The organism is Saccharopolyspora tripterygii, from assembly GCF_054778355.1.
This window is the reverse complement of the sequence record NZ_BAAGZP010000040.1, coordinates 241,412-266,356: the sequence shown is the minus strand read 5'-3', so window position 1 is coordinate 266,356 and position 24,945 is coordinate 241,412. Positions and strand designations below refer to the sequence as shown.

Here is a 24,945-nt window from a genome sequence, read left to right as displayed (position 1 = left end):
CGGGGGAGGTTGGTCGATGGCTGATTCCGGGCTGGGCAGGATCAGCGTTCCCGTCGGGTCGTTCTACCGGTTGTCGGCGGAGGTGTTCCGGCTCGGGTTCCGGCGTCCGTTCCAGGGTCGTGAGTTCCTGCAGCAGGCGTGGATGATCGTGAGCGTGTCGGTGGTGCCGACGCTGCTGGTGGCCATCCCGTTCTGCGTCATCGTCGTGTTCCAGCTGAACCAGCTGCTCACCGAGCTCGGTGCGGCTGACCTGGCCGGGGCCGGAGCGGGGTTGGCGGTGGTGCGGGAGATCGGGCCGATGGTCAGCGTGCTGGTCGTCGCGGGTGCCGGTGCGACCGCGATCTGCGCTGATCTGGGGGCGCGCAAGATCCGCGACGAGATCGAAGCGATGAGCGTGATGGGCCTGAACCCGGTGCAGCGGCTCGTGGTTCCGCGGGTGCTGGCCTCCACGGTCGTGGCCCTCGCGCTCAACGGGCTGGTCACGTTCGTCGGACTGGGCGGGAGCTTCCTGTTCTCGGTGCTCGTGCAGAACTCCAGCGCGGGGCTCTTCCTGGCGAACCTGACCTTGCTGACCGGGATCGACGATCTTCTCGTGAGCGAGCTGAAAGCGGCCGTCTTCGGGTTGCTGTCCGGTTTGGTCGCCTGCCACCTCGGTCTCAACGCCAAGGGCGGGCCCAAGGGCGTCGGCGACGCGGTGAACCAGACCGTCGTGTTCAGCTTCATCCTGCTGTTCGCCGCGAACTCGCTGATCACGGCCGTGTTCCTGCAGGCGAGGGGCTAGCGCATGGCGATCGGCGAGTCCAAGCGCGGCAAGGTGATCCGGGTGCCGCTGCGCAAGCTGGAGGACACCGGGCGCCAGGTCGTCTTCCACGGCCGCGTGTACGCCTCGGTGCCGACGGCGCTCGCCCGCTACAAGCGCGAGGTGGCACGACTGATCGCCGAGGTCAGCCTCGGCACCGGCGGCCTCGCGGTGATCGGCGGGACCGTGGTGATCGTGGTGTTCATGACCGCCGCGATCGGTGTCGAGGTCGGACTCCAGGGCTACTCCTCGCTGGCCAACATCGGCGTCGAAGCTCTCGCCGGATTCGTCTCCTCCTACGCCAACACCCGCGAGGCCGCACCGGTGATCGCCGGGGTGGCGCTCACCGCGACCGTGGGCGCCGGCTTCACCGCGCAGCTCGGGGCGATGCGGATCAGCGAGGAGATCGACGCGCTGGAAGTCATGGCCATCCGGTCGGTTCCGTACCTGGTGACCACGCGGATCATCGCCGGGTTCGTCGCCATCATCCCGCTGTACTCGCTGGCGGTGCTGGGATCGTTCGCGGCGACCAGGCTCGTCGTGACCGTCGCGTATGGACAGTCCGGCGGCACCTACGACCACTACTTCAGCGTCTTCCTGGTGCCCTCGGACCTGCTGTGGTCGTTCGTCAAAGCGCTGGCCATGTCGGTCGTGGTGATGTCGGTTCACTGCTACCACGGTTTCGCCGCCAGCGGCGGTCCTGCGGGCGTGGGCCAGGCCGTGGGCAAGGCCGTGCGGGGCTCGTTGATCGGCGTGATGCTGGTCGACCTGCTGCTGGACCTCGCGATCTACGGCTCCGACTCGTCGGTCCACATCGCGGGGTGATGCCGGTGAACTGGAGGTACGTGCTCGCGGGCGCCGGATTCACGGCGTTCCTGGGACTGCTGGCCGTGCTGTCGATCGCCCAGTACCACCGGGTGTTCGACCGCGTCGTCGTGGTCTCGCTCCTCGCCGACCGGTCCGGGCTGCTCATGGAACCGGGCTCACCGGTCAAGCTGCGCGGCGTCGAGGTCGGGTCGGTGAGCGAGGTGAGCACCGACGGCTCCGGGGCGCGGGTGACCGTCGAGCTCGACCCCGACCAGGCCGAGCGGATCCCGGCCGAGGTGTCGGCGAACCTCGTTCCCTCCACGGTGTTCGGCGCCAAGTACGTCGAGCTGACGGCGCGGGAGGGGGCCGGCGAGCACATCGCGGCGGGTGCGGTGATCGACCGCGCGCGGGTGAACGTCGAGCTGGACCACACCTTCGACCACGTCATGCGCACGCTGCAGGGCGTGCCGCCGAGCAAGATCAACGCTGCCCTGACCTCCGTCTCGGGATCCCTGCGCGGCAACGGCGAGCGCCTCCACCAGATCATCGCCGACACCGACGGCTACCTGCGCGCGTTCAACCCGAACCTGCCCGAGCTCGAAGCCCGTCTGCCCCAGATCGCAGCCGTCGCCGACGACTACCGGGCCGTCGCGGGCGACTTCACCACCACCGCGAGCAACCTCGGCGGCACCAGCACCACGCTGGTCCAGCAGGACGAGCAGTTCGCCGCGTTCCTGCTGTCGATGACCGAAGTCGGCAACACCACCGGCGACTACTTGGAACGCCACGGCGACCAGCTCGTGACCACGCTGGACACCCTCGCGCCCAGCACCGAACTGCTGCGCCGCTACTCGCCCGGGGTGCCGTGCTTCTTCCGGGGCATGGAGCACAACGGCCGGCTCATCCGCGCGGTCATGGGGGGACCCGAGTTCGGCGGAACCCACCCCAACACGCACGTCACCATCAGCCTGCTGCCCGGGATGCCCGCCTACCGGTACCCGGAGAACCTGCCCAAGACCGGCGTCGACACCGGCCCGCAATGCCACGGATTGCCGGAGGTGCGGGGCATCCCGCCGTACGTCAACTACGACACCGGTGCCAACCCGTACCGGGGACCCGACGAGACCGTGACGCTGAACCCGGACCTGCTGGCGCTCTACCTGTTCGGGCCGCTCTCACCGCTCGGAGGTGGCCGGTGAGGGGCGAGATCGTCAAGCTGTCGGTGTTCTTCGCGATCGCGGCCGTCGCCGCCGGCTACATCGCGATCCTGCTGGGCGAAACCCGCCGCGCCGGACCGGAGACCGCGGTGCGGGCGGTGTTCTCCGACGTGTCCTACCTGGAAACCGGGGACCCGGTGCGGGTCGCGGGGGTGCGCGTCGGGCACGTCGAGGCGCTGCGGATGCGACCCGACGCGACCGTGCTGGTGACGATGGCGGTCTCGGGAGCCCCGCCGCTGACCGAGGGAACGCGCGCGACCGTCAAGTACCGCGACCTCGTCGGCAACCGCTACCTGGAACTCGGCGAGGGCGAAGGAGGCCCGCCGCTGGCCGGTGGGGTGATCCCGCTGGAGCGCACCCGACCGGCCCTGGACCTCGACGTCCTGGTCGGCGGCTTCCAACCGCTGTTCCAGGCGATGTCGCCGGAGCAGGTCAACCAGCTGTCCGGCTCGCTGATCCAGACCCTGCAGGGCGAAGCCGGGGCGCTGAACTCGTTCCTGACGTCCCTGGCGTCGGTCACCCACACCCTCGCCGACCGCGACCGGCTGATCGGCGACGTCATCGGCAACCTCAACGCCGCGCTGGCCACCTTCGACGAGCACGACCGACAGGTCTCCGACGTCATCGCCCAGACCCGGCAACTGGTGAGCGGACTGGCCGCCGACCGCGGTTCGATCACCGGGGCCGTCGACCACCTGCACGGGCTCACCGCGGCCGCGGCCGACCTGCTACCCCGGCTGCGACCCGACCTGCACGCCGAGATCGGTGACCTGCGAACGCTTTCCGGCACGCTCAACGCCAACGACGAGCAGCTGCGCACCGCGCTGACCGAACTGCCCGAGGCCTACCGCCGCATCGGGCGGATCGGAGTGAACGGCAACTTCTTCAACGCCTACCTGTGCAGCGTGCGCATCCGGTCCAGCGCCCCGACCGGTGGGTACCTCTACACGCCGTGGATCGACAGCGACGTGCGGCGCTGCGCCGAACCGGAGGGCGGAGGATGACCGACTCCAAGCTCGGCGTGATCGGCTCAGCGCTGCTGGCCGTTCTCGTGCTGCTCTCGCTCAGCGGTGACGCCATCTCACCGCTGCTGGCCGGACGCAGCCTGCACGCGGTGTTCGCCGAGGCCGGAGGACTCGTCGAAGGCGATCCCGTGGTGGTCTCCGGCATGACCGTCGGCCGCGTCGAGGAGGTCGAACTGCGCGACACCGACGTGCTGATCTCCTTCCACGTCGACGAGCCCGACCTGCGGATCGGGGAGACGAGCACCGCTGCGGTCAAGGCCCAGAGCGCCCTCGGCGAGAAGGCGCTGAGCCTCGCCCCGGCCGGGCCCGGCGAGCTCCCCGCCGACGCCCACATCCCCCTGTCGCGGACCGTGCCGCCCTACGACGTGGCCCAAGCGCTGCAGGGCCTCACCGACAACACCTCCCGGCTGGACACCGCGCGGCTGACCACGGCGATCGACACCGTGGCCGACACCCTCGAAGGCACCGCACGCAGCGTTCCCGGCGCGCTGAGCGGGTTGCGGCGGCTGGCCGAGAGCGTCAACGCCCGCGACGCGGAACTGCGCTCGCTGCTGGAGCACACCCGCGCCACCACGCAGGTCCTCGCGCAGCACGACGCGGACCTGCGCGCCGTCTTCGACGAGGGAACCACCTTACTGCTGGCGCTCAACGAACGGCAAGCCGCCATCGAGCGGCTGCTGGCGGACCTGACCACGACCGCCGACGAGCTCGACGCGCTCGCCCGCGAGAACGACGCCCAGCTGGGCCCGGCGCTGACCGAACTGCGGTCGGTGCTGACGATCCTGCGGGAGAACCGCGACAACATCACCGCCGCCGTGCACGAGGCGGTCCCGATGCTGCGGACCCTCGGCGAGGTGCTGGCCACGATGCCCGCGCTGGACGCGTACTTCGCGAACATCCCGCCGACCAACGCGGTGCCCGGGCTGGAACAGCTTCTCGGGAGGGGGACCAGATGATCCGGCGAGTGCTGGCGATCCTGCTCGGAGCGCTCATCGTGGCGGCCGCGGTCGGCCTGCTGACCGCGGAGCGGCAGAAGCACGCGACCGCCTACTTCCCGAGCGCGAGCGGCATCCACGTCGACGACGAGGTGCGGGTGCTGGGCGTGCGGGTCGGCGAGATCGACGAGATCGTCCCCGAAGGCACCCGGGTCCGGGTCCGCTTCGGCTACGACGCCGACCGCGCCGTCCCGGCCGGCACCTCGGTGGCCCTGGTGGCGCCGAGCCTGGTCAGCGGCCGGTACCTGCAGCTGGCGCCGGTTTACCGGGGCGGCCCGCTGCTCGCCGACGAGGCCGAGATCCCGCAGTCGCGCACGGTGGTGCCCGCCGAGTGGGACCAGACCAACGCCGAGCTCACCGAACTGGCGAAAGCGCTCGGACCGGCCGGCGCGAACCGCGAAGGGGCCGTGTCCCGCGCCGTCGAAGCCGGTGCCGCCAACCTGGGCGGCAACGGCGCGGAGTTCCGCCGCACCCTCGACCAGCTCGCCGGGACCTCCACCACCGTCGCGGCGGGCAGCGAGGACCTGTTCGCGAGCCTGCGCGACCTCGACGAGTTCACCTCGGGCCTCAACGCGAGCCAGGACCGGCTGCGGACCTTCTCCACCCAGCTCGCCTCGATCAGCGCGCTGGCCGAGGACAACCGCGCGCAGCTGGGCCAGGCGCTCGCCTCGTCGGACCGCGCGCTGGTCACGATCACCGACTTCACCCGGACCCACCAGCAGCAGCTCGGCGACACCGTCGGCTCGCTGCGCGACGTCACCTCCACGCTGGCCGCGAGCCGCGCCGATCTCGCCGAGGTGCTGCACATCGCGCCGCAGACGCTGGCCAACCTCTACAACGTCTACGAACCGTCCACCGGATCGGCCAGCACCCGCCTCCAGATGCCCTACACCGCCAGCCTTTCCAGCTTCACCTGCCAGATGGTGTTCTCCGCAGGCGGGACCATCGACGACTGCAGGGCCGCGCTGGACCCGCTGCTGCGGCCGCTGGACCTGCCGCACCCGCCGGTCGGCCTGGACCCGCTGCACCGCACGGGCAACCCGCACCAGCAACCGCCACCGGGAGGCCCGTGATGCGCCGGCTCGCCGCCCTCCTGCTGGTCCCCGCGCTGCTGGCCGGCTGCGCGGTCGACAGCGCCCAGATGGTGCCGCTGCCGGGCGGACCGGGCAGCGGATCCGACGCGCAGTGCGTGGTGGTGGTGCGCTTCGCCGACGTCGCCAACCTGGTGCCCCGCTCGGAGGTCAAGGTCGACGACGTCACCGTGGGCACGGTGCGCAGCATCCGGTTGCACGGCTGGCAGGCGGAGGTGGAGATCGGCCTGGAGCCGGACGTGGTGCTGCCCGCCGACGCCGTGGCCAACATCGGGCAGAAGAGCCTGCTCGGCGCCCAGTACGTCGAGCTGGCCAGACCGGAGGGCCAGGCGACGGGACGGCTGCGCGACGGCGACCTCATCCCGGTGGAGCGGACCAACCGCTACCCGGGCACCGAGGAACTGCTCGCGGCGCTGTCGCTGTGGCTCAACGGCGGTGGGCTGCGCCAGGTCCGGGAGATCACCGACGAGCTCAACCGCGCGCTGAGCGGCAACGAGCAGCAGGCGAAGGACCTCATCCACCGGCTCGACACCCTCGCGCGCTCCGCTGACGAGCAGAAGGCGCAGATCATCCGCTCCATCGAAGCGGTCGACGGGCTCGCCGCGAGGCTGCGCGCGGACTCCCAGCGGCTCGGTCGCGCCTTCGACGACCTGGGCCCGGGAATCCGCGTGCTCAACGAGCAGCGCGACTCGCTGCGCTCGGCCCTGGACGCCTCCAGCCGCCTGGGCGCGGTGGGCACCGACGTGCTCGACCGCTCCCGCGACGACCTGCTGGCAGGCGTGCGCGACCTGCGACCCACCCTGCACCAGCTCGTGGAAGCCGGTGACAGCGTGCCGAAATCCCTGGACACGCTGGGAACCCTGCTCTTCCCGCTGAGCACCTACAAGAAGGTCGTGCGCGGCGACTACCTGAACCTGGCCGTGACGCTCGACCTCTCGGTCCCCGCGCTCGAATCCGGCTTGCTGGCGGGGACTCCCGTCGAGACCGTCCTCGGCGTCGCCCGCACCGCGCTGCAGGCCACCGACCCGATCCGCGGACCGCTGGGCATCGGTTCCCCCATCGAGGAAGCACCGCCCTCGCCGCCGCCGGAGAACCCGCCGCCCGACCCCGAGCTCCCGCTGCTCGGCGACCTGCTGGGAGGCAACTGATGCTGACCAGAAAGATCCGGGTCCAGCTGGCGGTCTTCGCCGCGCTCACCGTGTTCGGCGTGGGCACCGTGCTGGTGAACTACCTCGACCTGCGCCAGCTGCTGGGCTTCGGGCAGTACGAGGTCACCGCCGTGTTCACCGACGCCACCGGGCTGCACCCGGGAGCCATGGTCGGCTACCGGGACGTCGAGATCGGCAAGGTGCGCTCGGTCGAGCTCGGCGACGGCACCGCCGTGGCCACCCTCGGCATCGACGACGACGTCCGCGTGCCGGCCCGGGTCAGCGCGGCGATCCGCAGCAAATCGGCGATCGGGGAGCAGTCGGTCAACCTCACCCCGTCCGACGGCGGTCCGCCGTGGCTCGCACCGGGCGACCGCATCACCGAGACGGCGACGCTGCCGCGCACCGACGAGCTGATCACCAGCCTCGACGATCTCGCCGCCTCCGTCCCCCAGGAGGAGCTCAACGTCGTCCTGGACGAGCTGATCACCGGGCTCGGAGGCCAGGAAGCGCAGGTCAGCGCGCTGCTGGAGAACACCCGGACGGTGCTGCACCGGGCCGGGATCGACCTGGAACCGACGGTCGGGCTGATCCACGAGCTGGGGCCGTTCCTGCGGACCCAGCACCAGATCGCACCGGAAACCCGGTCCACCCTGCGGGATCTCGCGTCGTTCACCGACCAGCTGCGCCGCAGCGACGCGGACCTGCGCGGGGTCCTGGCCGACGCGCCGCCCGCGGCCGACGCGCTGATCGGTCTGCAGGACAGGCTGACGCCCGCGCTGCCGCAGCTGCTCGCCGACCTGGACTCGACCGGTCAGGTCATCCGGACCCAGCTGCCCGGGGTCTCGCAGACCCTGGTGCTCTACCCGGCGGTGACCGCCGCGCTGCAACGAGTCGTGCAGCAACCGGGAGCCGCGCCCGGGAGCGCGCACCTGGGCATCCGCACCAGCATCAACAGCACGCCGCCCTGCTACACCGGCTACACGCCGATGTCGCAGCAGCGGGCCTTCGGCGACGAAGCACCCGCCGAGACGCCGCCAGACCAGTACTGCAAGGTCGCGCCCGACGACCCGCGCTCGGTCCGCGGAACGCGGAACTACCCGTGCGCCAACGACCCCGGACGGCGCGGCCCGAGCGCGGCCGCCTGCGGGGCCCGGCAGGAGGAGGTCGTGGCGCCCTACGACCCGCGCACCGGCAACGCGATGCTGCCCGACGGACACCTGGTCCTGCTCGGCGACGTGCGAGAACAACGAGGAGAGGAGCAGGGGACGTGGCGCGATCTGCTGCTGAAGTGAGGCGCACCGCGGGCCTGGTGGTGGCGACCGCGCTGCTCATCGGGCTCGTGGTGGTGGGCACGCGGTTCCACGACTCGGCGCGGGCAGCGGCCGAGCGAGAAGAGTCCGGCCGGCAGGCCGTCGCCGTCGCCCGCCAGGCCGCGCTGGCCCTGACCAACATCAGCGCGCCGACCATCGAACAGGACACCCAGCGGCTGGCGTCGCTGGCGACCGGCGCCTTCTCGGACCAGTTCGCCCAGCAGAGCACGGCATTCCACGACATCGTCACCGGTTCCCAGGTGACCTCCCGGGGTGAGGTCGTGGAGTCGGCCCTGTCGCACTCCGACGACCGCACGGCGGTCGCGCTCGCCGCGGTGCGCGCCACGGTCGGCAACGCGGGTTCGCCGGAAGGGCAGCAGCGCCAGTACCGGCTCCGGATCACGCTGGAGAAGACCGCCGAGCACTGGCTCGTCGCCAACCTGGAGTTCGTGCCATGACCACCACCGCTGAAGCCACCGACGAGCAGGAGGCCGTCGCGACGCCGCGGCGGCGGAGGATCGTGACCGCACTGGTCGTGGTGGTGCTGCTGGCGGCAGCCACCGGCGTCGGCGTCCTGCACCTGCGGCAGGCGGCCGCCGCGCGCCTCGACTCGGCGCGGGCCGAGGCCGGGCGGGCCGCGGCGCAGCGCATCCCGGAAGTGCTCAGCTACAGCCACGACACCCTCGACCGCGACCTCGACGCGGCCCAGCGCGCGGTCACCGGCCCTTTCGCCCGCGACTACCTCGAACTGCAGCGCAGCGCGGTGCGTCCCGCCGCGGTGCGCGACCGGATCAGCACCCGCACCACGGTCTCCGCCCTGGGTGTCGTCAGCGCCGAGGAGAACCGCGTGGTGGTGCTGGCGTTCATCAACCAGCTCACCACCAGCGCCCGCCAGACAACTCCGCTGATCGAAGGTGCCCGGGTCCGGGTGACCTTGGAGAAGACCGGGGAAGACTGGCTGGTGTCCAAGATGGACACCTTGTGAACAGGTCAGATCGCTGATCGATGGTGTCCCGCCCTTGAACAGCGCAGGTGGGACTCCTTTCATGTATCAGTTCTGGTGTGATGTTGACCCGGAGGGTGCGCGGTGCCACTATCGCTGTCAACGACGTTGTCCACGACGTGCCGCGACAGAGCCCGTTCCGCTGAGTTCTAGAGCTGATCTTCCTCTTCGTTCGCCGAGGTTCCTTCCTGCTCAGGCCGTTTCCCGGGCGGAGGTCGTCGCTCGATGGTCGGCTGAAAGCTCGGCAGGAACCAAGCCGTTCTTCCAAAGGGGGAGGAGCAGCAATGGTTTTCCAGCTGGAGAAGGTCAACGAAGCTATCCGCAGGCGGGTTCCACCGCTCACCTCGATGCCGCTGCCGCGCTCGGTGGATCGACGAATATTCGAAAAGCGCTGGCCGGTAACCGAACTGGCGCCGCCGCCAGCGGGCAGCGGGCTCAAGCCCGTGCTCGGCGACTCAGGGGCGCCGCTGATCGGCCACTCGCTGGACTTCATGCGCTACGGACCCGCGTTCGCGCTGCGCCGCTACCAGCTCTTCGGCCAGGTCTCCTGGGCGTACTCGCTAGGCCAGCGCATGGTCACCCTCGGCGGGCCGGAAGCCACCTCGATCGCCCTGGTCAACAAGGACAAGGCGTTCTCCCAGGGCGGTTGGCGCAAGCTCATCGACAACTTCTTCCACCGCGGTCTGATGCTGCTGGACTTCGACGAGCACATGGGCCACCGGCGCATCATGCAGCAGGCCTTCACCCGGCAGCGGCTCACCGGCTACGTCGACCAGATGGGCCCGACCCTGCGGGAAGGCGTCGTCGCGTGGGGCGGCCAGGAGCGTCCGCGCCTGTACTGGCTGCTCAAGCAGCTGACGTTGGACGTGGCGACGCGGGTGTTCATGGGCCGCGGCAGCGGTGCCGAAGCCGACCGCGTCAACCGCGCTTTCGTCGACTCGGTGCGCGCGGCCACCGCCGTGGTGCGCTACCCGGTCCCCGGCGGTCGCTGGGCCGCGGGGCTGGCCGGCCGCAAGCTGCTGGAGCGCTACTTCGCCGACAACATCGGCTCCGCCCGCGCGGTCGAAGGCGATGACCTGTTCTCCGCGCTGTGCCACGCGCGCAGCGACGACGGTGAGCAGTTCGGCGACGACGACGTCATCAACCACATGATCTTCCTGATGATGGCCGCCCACGACACCTCCACCATCACCAGCTCCGCCGTGGCCTACTACCTGGCCAAGCACCCCGAGTGGCAGGAGCGCGCCCGCGCCGAATCGCTGGCGCTGGGCGACGACATCCCCGACATCGAAGCGGTGGAGAAGCTGGAGACGCTGGACCTGGTGATCAAGGAGGCGCTGCGGCTCGTCGCGCCGGTGCCCTCGATGGTGCGCACGACCGTCCGCGACACCGACGTCCTGGGCCACCACGTCCCCGCCGGAACGATGGTGGGCGTGTCCCCGCTGGTCAACCACTTCTCGGAGGACCACTGGACGAACCCCTTCGAGTTCGATCCCGAGCGCTTCGGCGAGGACCGCCGGGAGGACAAGTCGCACCGGTTCGCCTGGATGCCCTTCGGTGGCGGTGCGCACAAGTGCATCGGCCTGCACTTCGGGACCCTGGAGGTGAAGCTGCTGCTGCACGAGATGCTGCGCGCCTACACCTGGACGGTCCCGGACGACTACGAGGTCAAGTGGGACTACGTGTCACTGCCGGTGCCCGTGGACGGGCTGCCGGTGGTGCTGCGGCGGAGGTGATCGAAGGCGATGACGGGTTCCCACCCGATCTCCGCGGCGCTAGCGTGATCTCCCGTGAGAGATCGGGTCGGGGTGCTCGTCGCACTGCTGCTGCTCCTGGCGAGCACCACCGGATGTGCGCCGGGACAGCAGGATTCAGCTGAGCACGCCAAGCCGCTGGCGACGCCGGTCGCGGTAGGGCACCGCTTCGGCGTCACCGCGGTCGACCACGTCCCGCGACGCGTCGTCACGCTCGACCGGCAGTGGACCGACGTCATGCTCTCGCTCGGCGTGCAGCCGGTCGGGTACGGCGTGGACGCCAGGATGCCCGTCGGCGAGATCCCCTGGGAGAACGTCGGTCCGGGCAGCATGGGCATCGACACCACCGGTGGTGTGCCGGTGGAGCGGATCCTGGCGCTCAAGCCCGACCTCATCGTCTCGTCCTACGCCATCACCGATCCGGCGACCTACCGCCTGCTGTCCAACGCCGCGCCCACCATCGCCGCGCCCGCCAAGGCGGATTCAGTACCGGCCTGGCAGGACCTCGTGCGCACCGCGGGCCGGATGCTCGACAGGCCGGGGGACGCCGAGCGGGTCGTGGCCTCGGTGGAGGGGCGGATCGCCGACACCGCGCGGCGGTTGCCGGGGTTGCGCGGCAAGTCCTTCGCGATGGGGCAGTACGTCGTCGGCGACGCGCTCTACATCGTGGCCGACGAGCAGGACGGGGCGATGCAGCTGTTCCGCGCGCTCGGCATGCACATCCTCCCGCCGGTGGTGGATGCCGGGAAGGCCGGTCACCAGGCCAGGATCCGGGTCAGCCCGGAACGCGTCGACCTGCTGCGCGCGGACCTGGTGGCGCTGCTGGTCACCGGAGGTGACCGGGGTTCGCTCTCGCAGATCCCCGGCTTCGACCGGCTGCCGGGCACGGTGGCGTCGCTGGCCTACCCGACCATCGCAGGCCTGAACACCCCGTCACCCCTCTCGCTTCCCTACGCCCTCGACCAGTTCCGCCCAGCCCTCCAAGCCGCAGCCGCGAAGTGACCCCGAGCGGCCACCCGAGGAGTCGGGTCGTGGTGCTGGGCGGTGCGGCAAGTCCCAGTTTTTAGTCCAAACCGAGCCATGATCATGTCCGAAATGTCGGCTCAGTTTGGACTAAAACTGGGAGCGGTCACCCGAAGGAGGCGCCGACGAGGGGGAGGGTCCGGATGTGGTCGAGGGTGCAGGTGAGGTTGGCGAGGGCGCAGGTGGCGCGCATGGTCACCGCGTAGTCGAACTGCCCCGGCTCCAGGTCCTCGTCCTCGACGACGCCCGCCAGCTCGAACGCGGTGCGGAGCTCCTCGGGGAAACCGGCGAGGTCGTCCTCCACCAGGTCGTCGACGTTGATCCAGGCGACCTCCTCGCCGTCGACGGCGAAGGACATGCTGGCGTCGGCGTTGATGGTGAACACGCTGGTCGCCGCGGTCCGGCCGGACGCCGACAGGTTCTCGGTCGCGTCCTCGCCGGTGTGCCCGGAGTCGTCGTAGACGAAGGTCCACTCGCCGACCTGGCCGGCCAGCAGCGCGGCGGACGTGCCGGGCTCGATGCCCAGCGCCGATCCCGGCAGGGAGGTCCAGTCGTCGGGCTTGCTCTCCGGCAGCACGCAGGGCTGGATCAGGTGCGGCTTGGCGCCGATGGCCTCCAGCGCCGCCTTGGGGTCGAGGACGCGGACGACGTGCAGGACGTGGTTCGGGTCCGCGCAGGCCAGCTCCGTGATCCACTTCGGATCGCCGTCGTCGTCCAGAGCGCTCGGTGGAAAACCTGGTACGGGCACGGGTGTCTCACTTCCGGTCGTCGATCGTCGCGCGGTGCGTTCCGCAACCACCACACGGCCGGTGGGGTGCTTCCGGATCACTCGGGTCGGTGATGAGTCCGGAGTTTGACTTGATTAGTTCAAGAAAATGCGGCAGGGTGGCGGACGTGACGACGACTGCGGATTACGAGCGCATGTTGCGCGAGGTCGCTCTGCGTGTGACGCGACCTCGGGTGGCAGTGCTTTCCGCAGTGCACGACAACGCGCACGCCGACACAGATTCGATCATCGGTCAAGTTCGGAACGACCTGCCCAAGGTGTCCCACCAGGCCGTCTACGACGTCCTGCGTGCGCTCACCGTGGCCGGTCTGGTGCGCCGGATCCAGCCGATGGGGTCCGTGGCCCGCTACGAGGCGCGGGTCGGGGACAACCACCACCACGTCGTGTGCCGGTCGTGCGGAGAGATCCACGACGTCGACTGCTCCGTGGGTTCCGCGCCGTGCTTGGAGGCGTCCGACGCCCACGGCTTCGTCATCGACGAAGCAGAGGTCATCTATTGGGGGCTCTGCGCAACCTGCGCCCCCGAATCCGCTGAAGAACCGCACTGAAATTCGGAAGGATTCCCGTGTCTGACAGCCCTGACACCCAAGAGACGAACCAATCCGGGGGTTGCCCGGTCGCGCACGGGGGCCTGACTCACCCCACCCAAGGTGACGCCAACCGCGACTGGTGGCCGAACCGGCTCAACCTGAAGATCCTGGCCAAGCAGCACCCCAACAAGAACCCGCTGGGCGAGGACTTCGACTACGCCGCGGAGTTCAAGAAGCTGGACCTGGCCGCGGTCAAGAAGGACATCGAGGCGGTCCTGACCGACTCGCAGGACTGGTGGCCCGCGGACTTCGGCAACTACGGCCCGCTGATGATCCGCATGGCCTGGCACTCCGCGGGCACCTACCGCATCAGCGACGGCCGCGGCGGCGCCGGCGGCGGTCAGCAGCGGTTCGCCCCGCTGAACTCCTGGCCGGACAACGTCAGCCTGGACAAGGCGCGCCGCCTGCTGTGGCCCGTCAAGCAGAAGTACGGCCGCAAGCTGTCCTGGGCCGACCTGATGGTCCTCACCGGCAACGTCGCGCTCGAGTCGATGGGCTTCAAGACCTTCGGCTTCGGCGGCGGCCGCGTCGACGAGTGGGAGCCCGAGGACGACGTCTACTGGGGTGCCGAGACGACCTGGCTGGGCAGCGACAAGCGCATCTCGACCGAGTCGGGTGAGCGCGAGCTGGAGCGTCCGCTCGGCGCGACCCACATGGGTCTGATCTACGTCAACCCGGAGGGCCCGGAGGGTCAGCCCGACCCGGTCGCCGCCGCGCGCGACATCCGCGAAACCTTCGGCCGGATGGCGATGAACGACGAGGAGACCGTCGCCCTCATCGCCGGTGGTCACACCTTCGGCAAGACCCACGGTGCCGCACCGGACTCCAACCTGGAGGCCGAGCCCGAGGGCGCGGGCCTGGAAGCCCAGGGCCTGGGCTGGAAGAACAACTACGGCACCGGCAAGGGTGGCGACACCATCACCAGCGGTCTGGAGGTCACCTGGACCTCCACGCCCACCAAGTGGACCACCAACTTCCTGTGGAACCTGCTCAGCTTCGAGTGGGAGGTCTACCAGGGACCGGGTGGCGCCTGGCAGTGGCGTCCGAAGGGCGGCGCCGGCGAGGGCACCGTGCCCGACGCGCACGACCCGTCCAACCGGATCGCGCCGAACATGCTGACCACCGACATCTCGCTGAAGGTCGACCCGATCTACGGGCCGATCTCGCGTCGCTTCATGGAGAACCCGGACCAGTTCGCGGACGCCTTCGCCCGCGCCTGGTTCAAGCTGACCCACCGCGACATGGGTCCCAAGTCGCTCTACCTCGGCCCTGAGGTTCCCGAGGAAGAGCTGATCTGGCAGGACCCGCTGCCGGCCAACGACAACGACGCGCTGTCCGACGAGGACGTCAAGGCCCTCAAGGCCAAGATCCTCGACTCGGGCCTGACCGTGTCGCAGCTGGTGTCCACCGCGTGGGCCTCGGCCTCGACGTTCCGCGGCAGCGACAAGCGGGGCGGCGCCAACGGTGCCCGCATCCGCCTGGAGCCGCAGCGCAACTGGGAGGTCAACAACCCGGACCAGCTGGCCACCGTGCTCTCCGCGCTGGAGGGCGTGCAGCAGTCGTTCGGCAAGAAGGTCTCGCTGGCCGACCTGATCGTGCTCGGCGGTTCCGCCGCCATCGAGAAGGCCGCCGCCGACGCCGGTTCCAGCATCGAGGTGCCCTTCACCCAGGGTCGCGTCGACGCCGGTGAGCAGCACACCGACGCCGACTCCTTCGACGCGCTGGAGCCCATCGCCGACGGGTTCCGCAACTACTCGAGCAAGGCCGCGGAAATGCCGGCCGAGTACAGCCTCGTCGACCGGGCCAACCTGCTCACGCTGAGCGCCCCGGAGATGACGGTGCTGATCGGTGGCCTGCGCGTGCTGGGCGCCAACTACGACGGGTCGTCGCACGGCGTGCTCACCAGCAAGCCGGGCGTGCTGAGCAACGACTTCTTCGTGAACCTGCTCGACATGGCCTACACCTGGCGCTCGACCTCGGAGGACCAGTCCTCCTTCGAGGCCACCAACGCCTCCGGTGAGGTCGTCTGGACCGGTACCCGTGCGGACCTGGTCTTCGGTTCGAACTCCGAGCTGCGCGTGCTGGCCGAGGTCTACGCCTCGGCCGACGGCAAGGAGAAGTTCCTCCAGGACTTCGTCAACGCGTGGGTCAAGGTCATGAACCTGGACCGCTACGACCTGGTCTGAGGCTGAACGCGAACGAGACCCCGTCCACTGGGCGGGGTCTCGTCGTGTCTGCGGGAGGATCGGTCGCGGCCCAGTGTGAAAGTCCCGGCGGCGCGGCGAACTTCGCAGGGTCGGCTCGTCCTGTCCGGACGGACCGGGGCTACTTCTTCTTGCGGGTGACCCAAATGGTGATGGTCGCGCGGACGACGACCTGGTCCTTCTTGTCGTAGACGTTGACCGGGACGTCGATCTCCTGGCCCTCGTCGCCGAAGTCGGGGATGGAGTCGAGCTCCGCGACGGCGCGCAGGCTCGTCTCGGCCTTCGCGAGGTACTCGACGTTCATCTTCTTCGGCAGCCAGCGGTGCGTGGTGGGCACCGTCGCCTCGGCGACCATGCCCATCGCGACCTCGGCGAGGTTGCACGCGGCGATGGCGTGGTAGGTGCCGATGTGGTTGTGCACGCCCCACCACTTCGGCGAGCTGACCACGCAGCGCCCGGGCTTCATCTCCCTGATCGTGGGCAGGATCGTCCGGAAGTAGGGCGCCTTGAGGCTCACGCTCAGCGAGAACAGTCCGCGGCCGCCGAAGACCTTGGACATCTTGTTCCAGAGCGCGAAGGTCGGAGTCTGGGAGCTCATGACCGAGAGGCTATATTACTCGCCAGTAACCATCAGGTGGTGGTGCCCGGGCTCACGCTCCTCAGCCCAGGAACCTCCGCGCCAGCTTCGCCGCACCGCGCAGCACACCACCGCCCTCGCCGGGTGGCGGAGGCGGCGGCAGCGGCTGATCCCCCGGGCGAGGTGCCGTGCCCGCGAACTGCATCGCCCGGTACGGCCAGTTGCGCTCGGTGTTCCACTGGCTGACCACCAGGTGCAGGTCGTCGAGCGTGGAGCCGGGAACGATGTAGCCGCCGTAGAGCTGGGCGACGTGGCCCGCGTCGTGGTCCTCGCAGCCCCACGCGCAGCCGTGCAGCACCGTGCCGCGCACCGCCTCGTAGAGGTTCTCGGTCGGCTCGCCGAGGTTGAGCACGTCCACCCGGTAGTCACCGGCGTTGAACAGGGCCAGCAGCCAGCGGTTCTCGACCTTCCGCAGGCACAGCTCGCCGTAGGCGCCGGTGAGCACGACCGTCGGCGGGTTGTGCCACGCCCACTGGCCGTCGCGGAAGCCCCAGCCCTGCCACGCGCCCGGATCGGTGATCCGGTCGGCGGGCACGCGGTGCAGGAGCAGCCCCTGGTCGCGCTGGAAACCGGTGGAGAAGGCGTAGACGAACCCGTCGTCGCCGAGCTCCCAGGTCAGCATCTGGAACAGGCCGCCGTGCGCCTGGCCCGACCAGGTCGCCCCGGTGTGCTCCCAGGTCTCGCCGTTGTCGGTCGAGCGGTGGATCTCCGTCCAGTGCACGTTGCCGAGCCCCTGGCACACCATGACGTGCAAGAACATCTCGTCGCCGACGGTGATGACGTCGGTCGGCAGCACGGTGCTGACCTGGTAGCCCTCGATGACCGAATCGTGGTGGTAGGGCAGGGCTTGGTCGGCGTAGTCGCTGCGCGGGCCGAACGATCCGGTCCACCGGATGCCCGACAGCGCGGTGGCCGCGTCGCCGAAGACCACGACCGGTGAGCGCCAGCCCGGTCCGCCGACCCCGGCGCGGTCGAAGGTGTCCCCGAAGACCGCCACCAGTCTTCCGTCCGGCGCGATCGTCGCGACCCCGAGATCGGTGCCGCCGATGCCCAGGTGGTCGGTGATGCCGGGTCCAGTGAGGTCCTTGACCTTGCGCAACTCTCCGCCCTTCTGCCGGGTTTCGTCCTCACCCCGACGGTACGTGCTGCAGCTCGGTCGCCGCGTAGTGGCGCATCTCGTTGATCATGTGGTGCACGAGCGCGGGAGCGTTCTCCCGGTGCAGGCAGGTGAGCACGCGCGAACCCGGATCGGCGATGGCGTTGCTCAGGCGCACGTTCGGCGAGGGGTTCTGGCGCAGCGTGAGCGACGGGATGATCGTCGCGCCGAGCCCGTGCGCGACCAGTCCGAGCAACGTCGGCGTGGTGCCCGTGCCGATGTCGTGCGCGTCGAGCTCCAGCCCGTGCTCGCGGCACATCCGCTCCAGGTGGCGCCGGGTCGCGGGGCCGAACGACGTGGTGATCCACGGCCTGGCCAGCAGCGTCGCCGGTTCGGAGTCCGACGGCCAGGTGACGGGCACGACCACCCGGAACGGGTCGCGCATCAGATCGACCTCGACGACTCCGGGCGGTCGCACCGGCCCGTCGTCGCCGGGCCGCTCGCTGAGGATCAGGTCCAGCTCACCGGTGCTCAGCGCGTGCAGCCGCTCCGTCTCGGAGATCTCGTAGATGCACGGGTCCAGCGCCGGGTTCACCGCGGCCATCCGCATGGCGACCGGTGCCGCCAGCTCGCTGAGCGCCACCGAGAAGCCACCGATGCGCAGCGGTCCGGCCGGTCCGTCGCGGAACTGCTCCATGTCCAGCTCGGCCTCCGCGAGCGCCTCGGCGACCCGGTCGGCGCGGTCGGCCAGCGCGTTGCCCGCGGGGGTGAAGCGGATCGTGCGGCCGCCGCCGCGCTGCTCCCGGTCGACGAGTTCGAGGCCGAGCTCGTTCTCCAGCTTGGTGAGGTGCTGGGACACCCCGGACGGCGTCAGGTGCAGCAGGTGCGCCGCGCCCAGCACGCTGCCCGTCCGCCGGACGGTGCGCAGGATCAGCAGGCGGCGAGGGTCGAGCGGCATTCACTCAGGCTAAATCAGTGATGGAGAAAAAGTAACTTTCGCTCAGGTCGAATCCCGTGAACACTGGTCCTCGTGCGATCACAACAGCCCGACCGGGCCTACCGCTCCGTCGGAGAGACCTTGACCGTCGCGGCGCGGCAGACCGGCGCGAACGCGCTGGGCGACGACGCCTACTGGACGCTCGGCTCGCTGCGCCGGCTGCTGACCTCGCTCGACGCCGCGTTCGGCAGCTTCGGCGACGGTCTCGTCGACCGCGCGTGCGCGGGCGAGCTCGCCAACGTCGAAGGCCCTTTCGCCGGTGACCCCGTCGAATCCGCCCTCACCGCGAACCAGTGGCTGGGCGAGGCCCGCACGCGGCTCGCCGAAGCGCGTCAGGCCGCTGACAACGCGCACATCGCCATCGCGGGGATGGCCCGGCCTCGGTGAGAGGACGCCGTCGTGTGTGGCGGTCGTGTGTGGGTGTGGGGAAGTTTTCATGAAAACTTCCCCACACGAGAGACGAGAACCGTCCCGAAGATCATCCCGTAACCAGACCGGTCAGGGAGCCTCGGTCAGGTGTCCGTAGAGGTCGGGGCGGCGTTCGGCGAGCTGGGTGTTCACGCGCCTGGCTGCGGTGGTGGCTGTCGGGTCGACGCGGGCGAACAGGAGCTCCTCGCTGCTTCCCGCGCGGGCGAGCTCGGTGCCGTCGGGGGCGATCAGGCAGGACTTGCCGAGGTAGCTGAGGTCGGCTTCGGTGCCGCAGCGGTCGACGTAGGCGACGTGCATCTGGTTCTCGTAAGCCCTTGCGGGAACCAGGGTTTCGGCTACGACGTCCTCCGGTGGCAGCAGCGCGGTCGGGACCACCAGGAACTCGGTGCCCGCCAGCGCGTGGGCGCGGGCCGGTTCCGGGAACTCGATGTCGTAGCAGATGAGCAGGCCGACGCGGACGCCGTCGAGGGTCGCTTGCACGACCGGGACCGCTCCGGGCCTGAAGTGCGCCTGCTCCATCTCCCCGTAGAGGTGGGTCTTGCGGTAGGCCGCGAGCAGTTCGCCGGTGGGGGAGACCAGGAACGCCGTGTTGTGGACCGCGTCGCCGTCTCGCTCGGGGTGGCCGTAGACGATCGCGATCCCGTTCTCCATCGCGATGGCGCGGACGCGCTCGCCGACCGGACCGCTCGCGGGCTCGGCGACCCGCTCGATGTCGGCCCCGATGTTGTAGCCGGAGATCGACAGCTCCGGGCACACCAGCAGCCGGGCGCCGCCGGCAGCGGCCCGGCGGGCGATCTCGTCGAGGCGTCGCAACGCCTCCTGCGGGGTGTGCGGTTCGAGCGGACCCTGGTCCAGTGCGACGGTGAGCATCAGTTCGACAGACTAGAGCGCCGTCGCCCGTAACCGAAGTAGATCGCCATCCCGGCCAGCATCCACGCTCCGAACGTCAGCCACGTCGCCGCGCCCAGGCTGAACATCAGGTAGCAGCAGGAGAGCACGCCCAGCACCGGCACCAGCGGCACCAGCGGTGCCCGGAACGAGCGCGGCAGCTCCGGATTGCGCCGTCGGAGCACCACCACCGCCATGTTGACCAGGGCGAACGCGAACAGGGTCCCGATGCTCGTGGCGTCGGCGAGCTCGCCGAGCGGAACCACCGCCGAGAGCACCGCGATGAACACCGACACCAGGACCGTGTTGGCCCTCGGCACGCCGGTGCGCGGGTCCACTCGCGAGAACATCCCGGGCACCAGCCCGTCCCGGGACATCGAGAACAGGATGCGGGTCTGTCCGTAGAGGACCGTGAGGACCACGCTGGCGACCGCCACGATCGCCCCCGCCGACAGCAGGATCGACCCCGTCGTGCCACCCAGTACCTTGCTCAGCGCGGCCTCGGTGCCTTCGAACAGCGTCCAGTGCATCGCGCCCACGGCCGCCAGCGCGACCAGGCAGTACAGCACCGTGACCAGCGCCAGCGACAGCATGATCGCCCGCGGCAGGTCCCGCTGCGGATCGCGTGCCTCCGACCCGGCGGTGGAGGCGGCGTCGAAGCCGATGTAGGAGAAGAACAGCTTGCCCGCTGCGGCGGTCACCCCGCCCATGCCCAGCGGCAGCAGCGGCGAGAAGTTCCCGTCCTGGACGGCGGTGAACGCCAGCGCGCAGAACAGCACCAGCGTCGCGGTCTTGATCAGCACCATCGCCGTGTTGACCCGAGCGCTCTCGCGGGCGCCACCCAGCAGCGCCACCATCGCCAGGATCACGACCACGGCGGCGGGCAGGTTCAGGATTCCGCCGTCACCCGGTGGCGCGCTGAGCGATTCGGGGAGCGACACGCCCACCAGCAGCTGCAAGAGCTCGTTGACGTACTGGCCCCAGCCGACCGCGACCGCCACGGACACGCCGTACTCCAGCATCAGGCACCAGCCGCACACCCAGGCCGCGAGCTCGCCCATCGTCGCGTAGGCGTAGGAGTAGGACGATCCGGCGACCGGGATCATGCCCGCGAGCTCGGCGTAGGACAGGGCGGACAGCAGCGCCGTGGCCCCGGCGATGACGAACGCCAGCGCCACACCCGGCCCGGCCAGCGGCACGGCTTCGCCCAGCACCACGAAGATCCCGGTGCCCAGCGTCGCGCCGACGCTCAGCATGGTCAGCTGCCACAGCCCCAGCGAGCGACGCAGCGAGCCGCCCTCGCCCTGGCCGCTGTCGGCCACGAGGTCCGCGATGGGTTTGCGCCGCAGGAGCTGCGCCCCCACGCCGTTGCCGGGACCACGCGACGGCGCGAGAGCGTCCTCCACCACGAATTCCTCCACTTCGGACGCTGCGGTGCGCCCGTGACACGGTTGCTCGATGTGAACTGCCACACCTCGCTCGGCGGGCTACGTTAGCGAGGCCGTCGTGTACAGAGAACCCGCATTCGTTGCGGAGGAACCGTCTTCGCGTTCGAACGTTGCGCCATCCGGAAATACCGGCGAAATCGGCCATCGCGAGGCAACGGGCCCCGCTCGTGCCGGGTTCCGGCCGGTGGCGGGTAGGGTCGGGCATTTCGTGAGAGGTGGGAGCTGTGGGCGTGCGTTTCGAGGAGCTCGATTGGCAGGAGACGCCGATCGGTGCGATCAGCCTGCGGCGACGGCGAGACCCGGTGCTCGACGTGGACGTCTTCGAGGTGAAGCTCGACGACGAGTACCTGATGTCGAGCCTGTTCACGGTCGCCGAGGTCGAGCTCGCGCGGCTCGGCCTTGCTCGGCTGCCCGGGTCCGACCTGGACGTCGTGGTCGGCGGCCTCGGGCTCGGCTACACCGCTCGCGCGGCCCTGGAGGACCAGCGCGTGCGGTCGCTGCTGGTCGTGGAGGGGCTCGGCGAGGTGATCGAGTGGCACGAGCGCGGTCTGCTCCCGCTCGCGCCGGAGTTGACCGGTGATGCGCGAAACCGGTTCCTGCACGGTGATTTCTTCGCGCTCGCCGAATCAGCCGAGGGTTTCGACGGCGGTCGGGAGTTCGACGCGATCCTGCTCGACATCGACCACTCGCCGCAGAACGTGCTCGACAGCGGGCACACCGGTTTCTACGCGGCCGAGGGCCTGCGGAAGATGGCCGCGCACCTGCGTCCGGGCGGGGTCTTCGCGCTGTGGTCCGACGACCCGCCGGAGGACGGGTTCACCCGCACCCTCGCGGAGGTCTTCGACGACGTCACCGCCCACGTCGTCGAGTTCGACAACCACTACACCGGTGGGAAGTCCGCCAACACCGTCTACGTCGGAACCTCCACCTAGCACCGCACGAGCCCGGAGTCCCGACCACAGGGCGGCTCCCAATTTCGCGCGAAATTGAGATGCCCGCTTCGAAACGGCCACTGACCTCGGCAGACACGCACGGCCGCGTGGGCGATTACCAATTTCGCGTGAAATTGGGACCCGCGGACGAGCGCGCGCGGGTACAAGACCGGACCCGGGTGCTGTGACGCGGTCAGCGCGCCGCGATTCCGCGGAGCGGAACTCCCTCAGCGCATGAACAGGCCGCCGTTGACGTCCCAGCAGGCACCCGTGACCGAGTGAGCACCCGGCGAGGCGAGCAGGGCGACGGTCTCGGCGATGAACGCCGGATCGCCGAGGCGACCGACCGGGATGGAGCGCTGGAACGCCTCGACGTTCTGCTCGCCCACGATGTCCCGGACCATCGGGGAGTCCTGGGGACCGGGGGAGACGGCGTTGACCGTCACGCCCCGGGCCGCGAGCTCCCGAGCGAAGACCTTGGTGGCCGACATGACCGCGCCCTTGGACGAGGCGTAGTGCCCGCCTGTGGCGGTGCCGCCGTTCTGACCTGCGAGGGAGGCCATGTTCACGATGCGGCCGTAGCCCTGCTCGGCCATGTGCGCGCCGAAGATCTGGCAGGCGTTGAAGGTCCCGGTGAAGTTCACCGCCATCACCGACTCCAGCTCCTCGGGGGTGATCTCGAACAGCGGCGTGGCCTGGGTGCGGGCCGCGTTGTTCACCAGCACCCGGATCGGCCCGAAGTCCGCGACGACCGAGTCCCGCAGCTCGCCGAGCGAGGCGCGGTCGGCGACGTCCGCGGTGTAGCCGCGCGCGGTCCGCCCATCTGCGTCCAGCGACTCGGCCAGCCGCACCGCGCCTGCGCCGTCGACGTCGGCGATCGCCACGGGCTGACCCCCGGAGTGCAGCCGCCGGACGATCGCCTCGCCCAGTCCGCGCGCGCCTCCGGTGACGACGGCGGTCACAGCAGGAATCCCGCTGCCGGAACGGCGTCTTCGCTGTTGACCAGTCGAACCACCTTGCGCACGAGCAGGTCCTGCGTGGGATCCGCGCCGAGCCGGACCGCGTAGTCGATGTCGGCGGCCCACAGGTCGTGGGTACCGCGCTTGTAGGCGACCAGCACCTGCGCGGCGCGCAGCGACACCGCCGTGTCGGTGACCTCGGTGGTCACGAATCGGGAGACCGTGCGCACGGTGGTCGCCGAGTCGACGGCGGCGATCGCGTACCCCTCGGTCATCCGGTTCACCCGCAGCCTCCGCATCCGCCGGTCGTCGTAGACCATGTTGAGGACGTCGTCGAACTCCTCGGCATCGCGGTCGATCGGGACGACGTAGACGCCGTCCTCGGCGTAGAGCTCCTGCCAGGTGACGTAGTCCTTGCGGTCGAGCAGATCCGCTTCCCGCCACACCAGCTCGATGGCCCGGGACACGCGGACGTCGCCGAGCGTGGTCGCGCCGCGCAGGTCAGTCATCGCTCATCATCCGCTTCCACTTCTCGTAGGCGGCGCGCATCCCGGTCTCGTCGGTGACGTGGGAGGTCGGCCAGCCCTCGGCCGACGGCTTCTCGCGGCCCAGGCCGCGGTTGACCATGATCGGCATCTCGGGGGCGCCTGCGGTGCCGCGCTGCACGCGGTCCCAGCCTTCCGCGTCGTCGGGCGTGCCGAAGCCGAACGGGCCCTGGAAGTGCTCGTGCGCCCGCAGCCGCTCTCGGTTGACCGGGCCGGTGATCTCCGGCGGCCCGTCCGGACCGATCGCGATGTGCTCGATCTCGGTCTCGTCGACGCTGATCGGGCGGAGCACCCGGAAGAACGAGATCGACATCGACACGTTCGGGAACAGGTTGAGGTTGAACCCCGTCCCGTGCATCGCGCGCACGAGCTTGCGCACCTGCGCGTCCTCGACGCCCGCCGCCTCCAGCTGGGCGATGAGGCCGCTGAAGCGGTCCTGGAGCTTCTCCGCGCCGTCGTCGACGTCGAGATCCGAGTGCTCGGGCACCATCTGCATGACCGAGTGCCCGTTGCCCAGGTCGTGGGTGATGGCTTCGGGGTCGGTCATGAAGCTCATCATGTTGGCGGTCTCGGCGTCCACGGAGGCCATCCAGGACCGGTGCACGATCGGGAAGTGGTAGCCGTCGGTGGTGTTCTCCAACTGGATCTTCCAGTTCCCGCGATACCGGAACCGGTGCGTGCCCAGAACTTTCACCGGGTATCCCGCGCCCTGCTTCATGAACCGGTCGATCCAGCCCCGCGCGTCGCCCAGGAACTCGGCGAGCGGCTCGGCGTCCTCCGCGAACGTCGCGAAGATCATGCCGCCGTAGGACTCGGTGCGCAGCCTCTTGAGCCCCATCCCGCTGCGGTCCATCACGCCCGTGTAGCCGTCTGGGTAGGGCAGGCCGCGCAGCGACCCGTCCAGGCCGTAGGACCAGGCGTGGTAGGGGCAGGTGAAACCGTTGGCACTGCCCGACTTCCGCTCGCAGACGCTCGCCCCGCGGTGGCGGCAGCGGTTGAGCATCGTGCGCAGGACGTTCTCGCGGTCGCGGGTGACGATGACCGGCTGGCCGCCGACGTGGGTCGACTTGAACGTGCCCGGGCCGGGCAGCTCGCTGTCGTGGGCCACCCACGCCCAGGTGCGCTCGAAGATCCGCGTCATCTCCAGCTGGAAGATCTCCGGGTCGGTGTAGATCCGGGCGGCGACCCGGTCCGGCGCGACGAGGTCGGCCGGCGCCAGGTCGTGCACGTTGCTCGCGGTGATCTCGGAGGTCATGGG

At 70.1% G+C, this 24,945-nt stretch carries 25 protein-coding genes; 16 read left to right on the top strand and 9 right to left on the bottom strand.

Annotated features, from left to right (window positions below):
• Positions 1 to 16 precede the first annotated feature (16 nt).
• The 12 genes from ACYVF3_RS28645 to ACYVF3_RS28590 all read left to right on the top strand — a co-directional run bounded on the left by ACYVF3_RS28645 (position 17) and on the right by ACYVF3_RS28590 (position 12,154).
• Complete coding sequence (locus ACYVF3_RS28645; RefSeq protein ID WP_461157387.1) at positions 17 to 781, top strand: MlaE family ABC transporter permease; 765 nt, start codon at positions 17 to 19, stop codon at positions 779 to 781.
• 3 nt (positions 782 to 784) lie between these two features.
• Positions 785 to 1,624, top strand: a complete 840-nt coding sequence (locus tag ACYVF3_RS28640) for an MlaE family ABC transporter permease (protein WP_461157386.1) — start codon at positions 785 to 787, stop codon at positions 1,622 to 1,624.
• A 5-nt stretch (positions 1,625 to 1,629) separates the two neighbouring features.
• Positions 1,630 to 2,805, top strand: a complete 1,176-nt coding sequence (locus ACYVF3_RS28635) for an MCE family protein (protein ID WP_461157385.1) — start codon at positions 1,630 to 1,632, stop codon at positions 2,803 to 2,805.
• Positions 2,802 to 3,827, top strand: a complete 1,026-nt coding sequence (locus ACYVF3_RS28630) for an MCE family protein (RefSeq protein ID WP_461157384.1) — start codon at positions 2,802 to 2,804, stop codon at positions 3,825 to 3,827. Before ACYVF3_RS28635 ends, ACYVF3_RS28630 begins: the two co-directional genes overlap by 4 nt.
• Complete coding sequence (locus ACYVF3_RS28625; protein WP_461157383.1) at positions 3,824 to 4,804, top strand: MCE family protein; 981 nt, start codon at positions 3,824 to 3,826, stop codon at positions 4,802 to 4,804. Before ACYVF3_RS28630 ends, ACYVF3_RS28625 begins: the two co-directional genes overlap by 4 nt.
• Complete coding sequence (locus tag ACYVF3_RS28620; RefSeq protein WP_461157382.1) at positions 4,801 to 5,916, top strand: MCE family protein; 1,116 nt, start codon at positions 4,801 to 4,803, stop codon at positions 5,914 to 5,916. The genes ACYVF3_RS28625 and ACYVF3_RS28620 overlap by 4 nt, the downstream gene beginning before the upstream one ends.
• The gene (locus ACYVF3_RS28615; RefSeq protein ID WP_461157381.1) at positions 5,916 to 7,082 is read left to right on the top strand and encodes an MCE family protein; all 1,167 of its coding nucleotides are present in this window, start codon (positions 5,916 to 5,918) and stop codon (positions 7,080 to 7,082) included. Before ACYVF3_RS28620 ends, ACYVF3_RS28615 begins: the two co-directional genes overlap by 1 nt.
• Complete coding sequence (locus ACYVF3_RS28610; protein ID WP_461157380.1) at positions 7,082 to 8,377, top strand: MCE family protein; 1,296 nt, start codon at positions 7,082 to 7,084, stop codon at positions 8,375 to 8,377. Before ACYVF3_RS28615 ends, ACYVF3_RS28610 begins: the two co-directional genes overlap by 1 nt.
• Positions 8,374 to 8,853, top strand: a complete 480-nt coding sequence (locus ACYVF3_RS28605) for a hypothetical protein (protein WP_461157379.1) — start codon at positions 8,374 to 8,376, stop codon at positions 8,851 to 8,853. Before ACYVF3_RS28610 ends, ACYVF3_RS28605 begins: the two co-directional genes overlap by 4 nt.
• Positions 8,850 to 9,380: a hypothetical protein gene (locus ACYVF3_RS28600; RefSeq protein ID WP_461157378.1), complete on the top strand. Its 531-nt coding sequence runs from the start codon at positions 8,850 to 8,852 to the stop codon at positions 9,378 to 9,380. The genes ACYVF3_RS28605 and ACYVF3_RS28600 overlap by 4 nt, the downstream gene beginning before the upstream one ends.
• Before the next feature lie 302 nt (positions 9,381 to 9,682).
• A complete protein-coding gene (locus tag ACYVF3_RS28595) occupies positions 9,683 to 11,134 on the top strand; it encodes a cytochrome P450 (protein WP_461157377.1) in 1,452 nt (483 codons plus the stop codon).
• A 54-nt stretch (positions 11,135 to 11,188) separates the two neighbouring features.
• Entirely contained in the window at positions 11,189 to 12,154 is a 966-nt protein-coding gene (locus ACYVF3_RS28590) for an ABC transporter substrate-binding protein (protein ID WP_461157376.1), read from the top strand.
• A gap of 127 nt (positions 12,155 to 12,281) precedes the next feature.
• On the opposite strand, the gene ACYVF3_RS28585 is transcribed toward ACYVF3_RS28590, so the two are convergent.
• Positions 12,282 to 12,923: a hypothetical protein gene (locus ACYVF3_RS28585; RefSeq protein WP_461157375.1), complete on the bottom strand. Its 642-nt coding sequence runs from the start codon at positions 12,921 to 12,923 to the stop codon at positions 12,282 to 12,284.
• A gap of 173 nt (positions 12,924 to 13,096) precedes the next feature.
• Here ACYVF3_RS28585 and ACYVF3_RS28580 point away from each other — a divergent pair, with 173 nt between their 5' ends.
• Both ACYVF3_RS28580 and katG read left to right on the top strand, forming a co-directional pair.
• On the top strand, positions 13,097 to 13,510 hold the full coding sequence (locus ACYVF3_RS28580; protein WP_461157557.1) for a Fur family transcriptional regulator: 414 nt from the start codon (positions 13,097 to 13,099) through the stop codon (positions 13,508 to 13,510).
• Between the two features lie 17 nt (positions 13,511 to 13,527).
• Positions 13,528 to 15,738, top strand: coding sequence for a catalase/peroxidase HPI (gene katG, locus ACYVF3_RS28575; RefSeq protein WP_461157374.1), 2,211 nt, complete (start codon positions 13,528 to 13,530; stop codon positions 15,736 to 15,738).
• A gap of 139 nt (positions 15,739 to 15,877) precedes the next feature.
• Here katG and ACYVF3_RS28570 read toward each other — a convergent pair whose 3' ends face one another.
• From ACYVF3_RS28570 to ACYVF3_RS28560, 3 genes are all read right to left on the bottom strand, one after another.
• Positions 15,878 to 16,354, bottom strand: a complete 477-nt coding sequence (locus ACYVF3_RS28570) for a hotdog fold domain-containing protein (protein ID WP_461157373.1) — start codon at positions 16,352 to 16,354, stop codon at positions 15,878 to 15,880.
• Between the two features lie 61 nt (positions 16,355 to 16,415).
• Positions 16,416 to 17,492, bottom strand: a complete 1,077-nt coding sequence (locus tag ACYVF3_RS28565) for a DUF4185 domain-containing protein (RefSeq protein WP_461157372.1) — start codon at positions 17,490 to 17,492, stop codon at positions 16,416 to 16,418.
• A gap of 28 nt (positions 17,493 to 17,520) precedes the next feature.
• Entirely contained in the window at positions 17,521 to 18,447 is a 927-nt protein-coding gene (locus tag ACYVF3_RS28560) for a LysR family transcriptional regulator (protein WP_461157371.1), read from the bottom strand.
• A 72-nt stretch (positions 18,448 to 18,519) separates the two neighbouring features.
• Between ACYVF3_RS28560 and ACYVF3_RS28555 the strand changes: the two genes are divergently transcribed.
• Positions 18,520 to 18,873, top strand: a complete 354-nt coding sequence (locus ACYVF3_RS28555) for a hypothetical protein (RefSeq protein WP_461157370.1) — start codon at positions 18,520 to 18,522, stop codon at positions 18,871 to 18,873.
• 111 nt (positions 18,874 to 18,984) lie between these two features.
• Here the strand turns inward: ACYVF3_RS28555 and ACYVF3_RS28550 are convergent, their stop codons facing one another.
• Positions 18,985 to 19,785, bottom strand: a complete 801-nt coding sequence (locus tag ACYVF3_RS28550; protein ID WP_461157369.1) for a carbon-nitrogen hydrolase family protein — start codon at positions 19,783 to 19,785, stop codon at positions 18,985 to 18,987.
• Entirely contained in the window at positions 19,785 to 21,212 is a 1,428-nt protein-coding gene (locus tag ACYVF3_RS28545; protein WP_461157368.1) for an APC family permease, read from the bottom strand. The genes ACYVF3_RS28550 and ACYVF3_RS28545 overlap by 1 nt, the downstream gene beginning before the upstream one ends.
• A gap of 263 nt (positions 21,213 to 21,475) precedes the next feature.
• Here ACYVF3_RS28545 and ACYVF3_RS28540 point away from each other — a divergent pair, with 263 nt between their 5' ends.
• Complete coding sequence (locus ACYVF3_RS28540; RefSeq protein ID WP_461157367.1) at positions 21,476 to 22,183, top strand: polyamine aminopropyltransferase; 708 nt, start codon at positions 21,476 to 21,478, stop codon at positions 22,181 to 22,183.
• A gap of 227 nt (positions 22,184 to 22,410) precedes the next feature.
• On the opposite strand, the gene ACYVF3_RS28535 is transcribed toward ACYVF3_RS28540, so the two are convergent.
• From ACYVF3_RS28535 to ACYVF3_RS28525, 3 genes are read right to left on the bottom strand one after another with little or no spacing between them, the layout of a single operon-like run.
• A complete protein-coding gene (locus ACYVF3_RS28535; RefSeq protein WP_461157366.1) occupies positions 22,411 to 23,145 on the bottom strand; it encodes an SDR family NAD(P)-dependent oxidoreductase in 735 nt (244 codons plus the stop codon).
• Positions 23,142 to 23,651: an aromatic-ring-hydroxylating dioxygenase subunit beta gene (locus tag ACYVF3_RS28530; protein WP_461157365.1), complete on the bottom strand. Its 510-nt coding sequence runs from the start codon at positions 23,649 to 23,651 to the stop codon at positions 23,142 to 23,144. The genes ACYVF3_RS28535 and ACYVF3_RS28530 overlap by 4 nt, the downstream gene beginning before the upstream one ends.
• The gene (locus ACYVF3_RS28525) at positions 23,644 to 24,942 is read right to left on the bottom strand and encodes an aromatic ring-hydroxylating oxygenase subunit alpha (RefSeq protein WP_461157364.1); all 1,299 of its coding nucleotides are present in this window, start codon (positions 24,940 to 24,942) and stop codon (positions 23,644 to 23,646) included. The genes ACYVF3_RS28530 and ACYVF3_RS28525 overlap by 8 nt, the downstream gene beginning before the upstream one ends.
• Positions 24,943 to 24,945 lie beyond the last annotated feature (3 nt).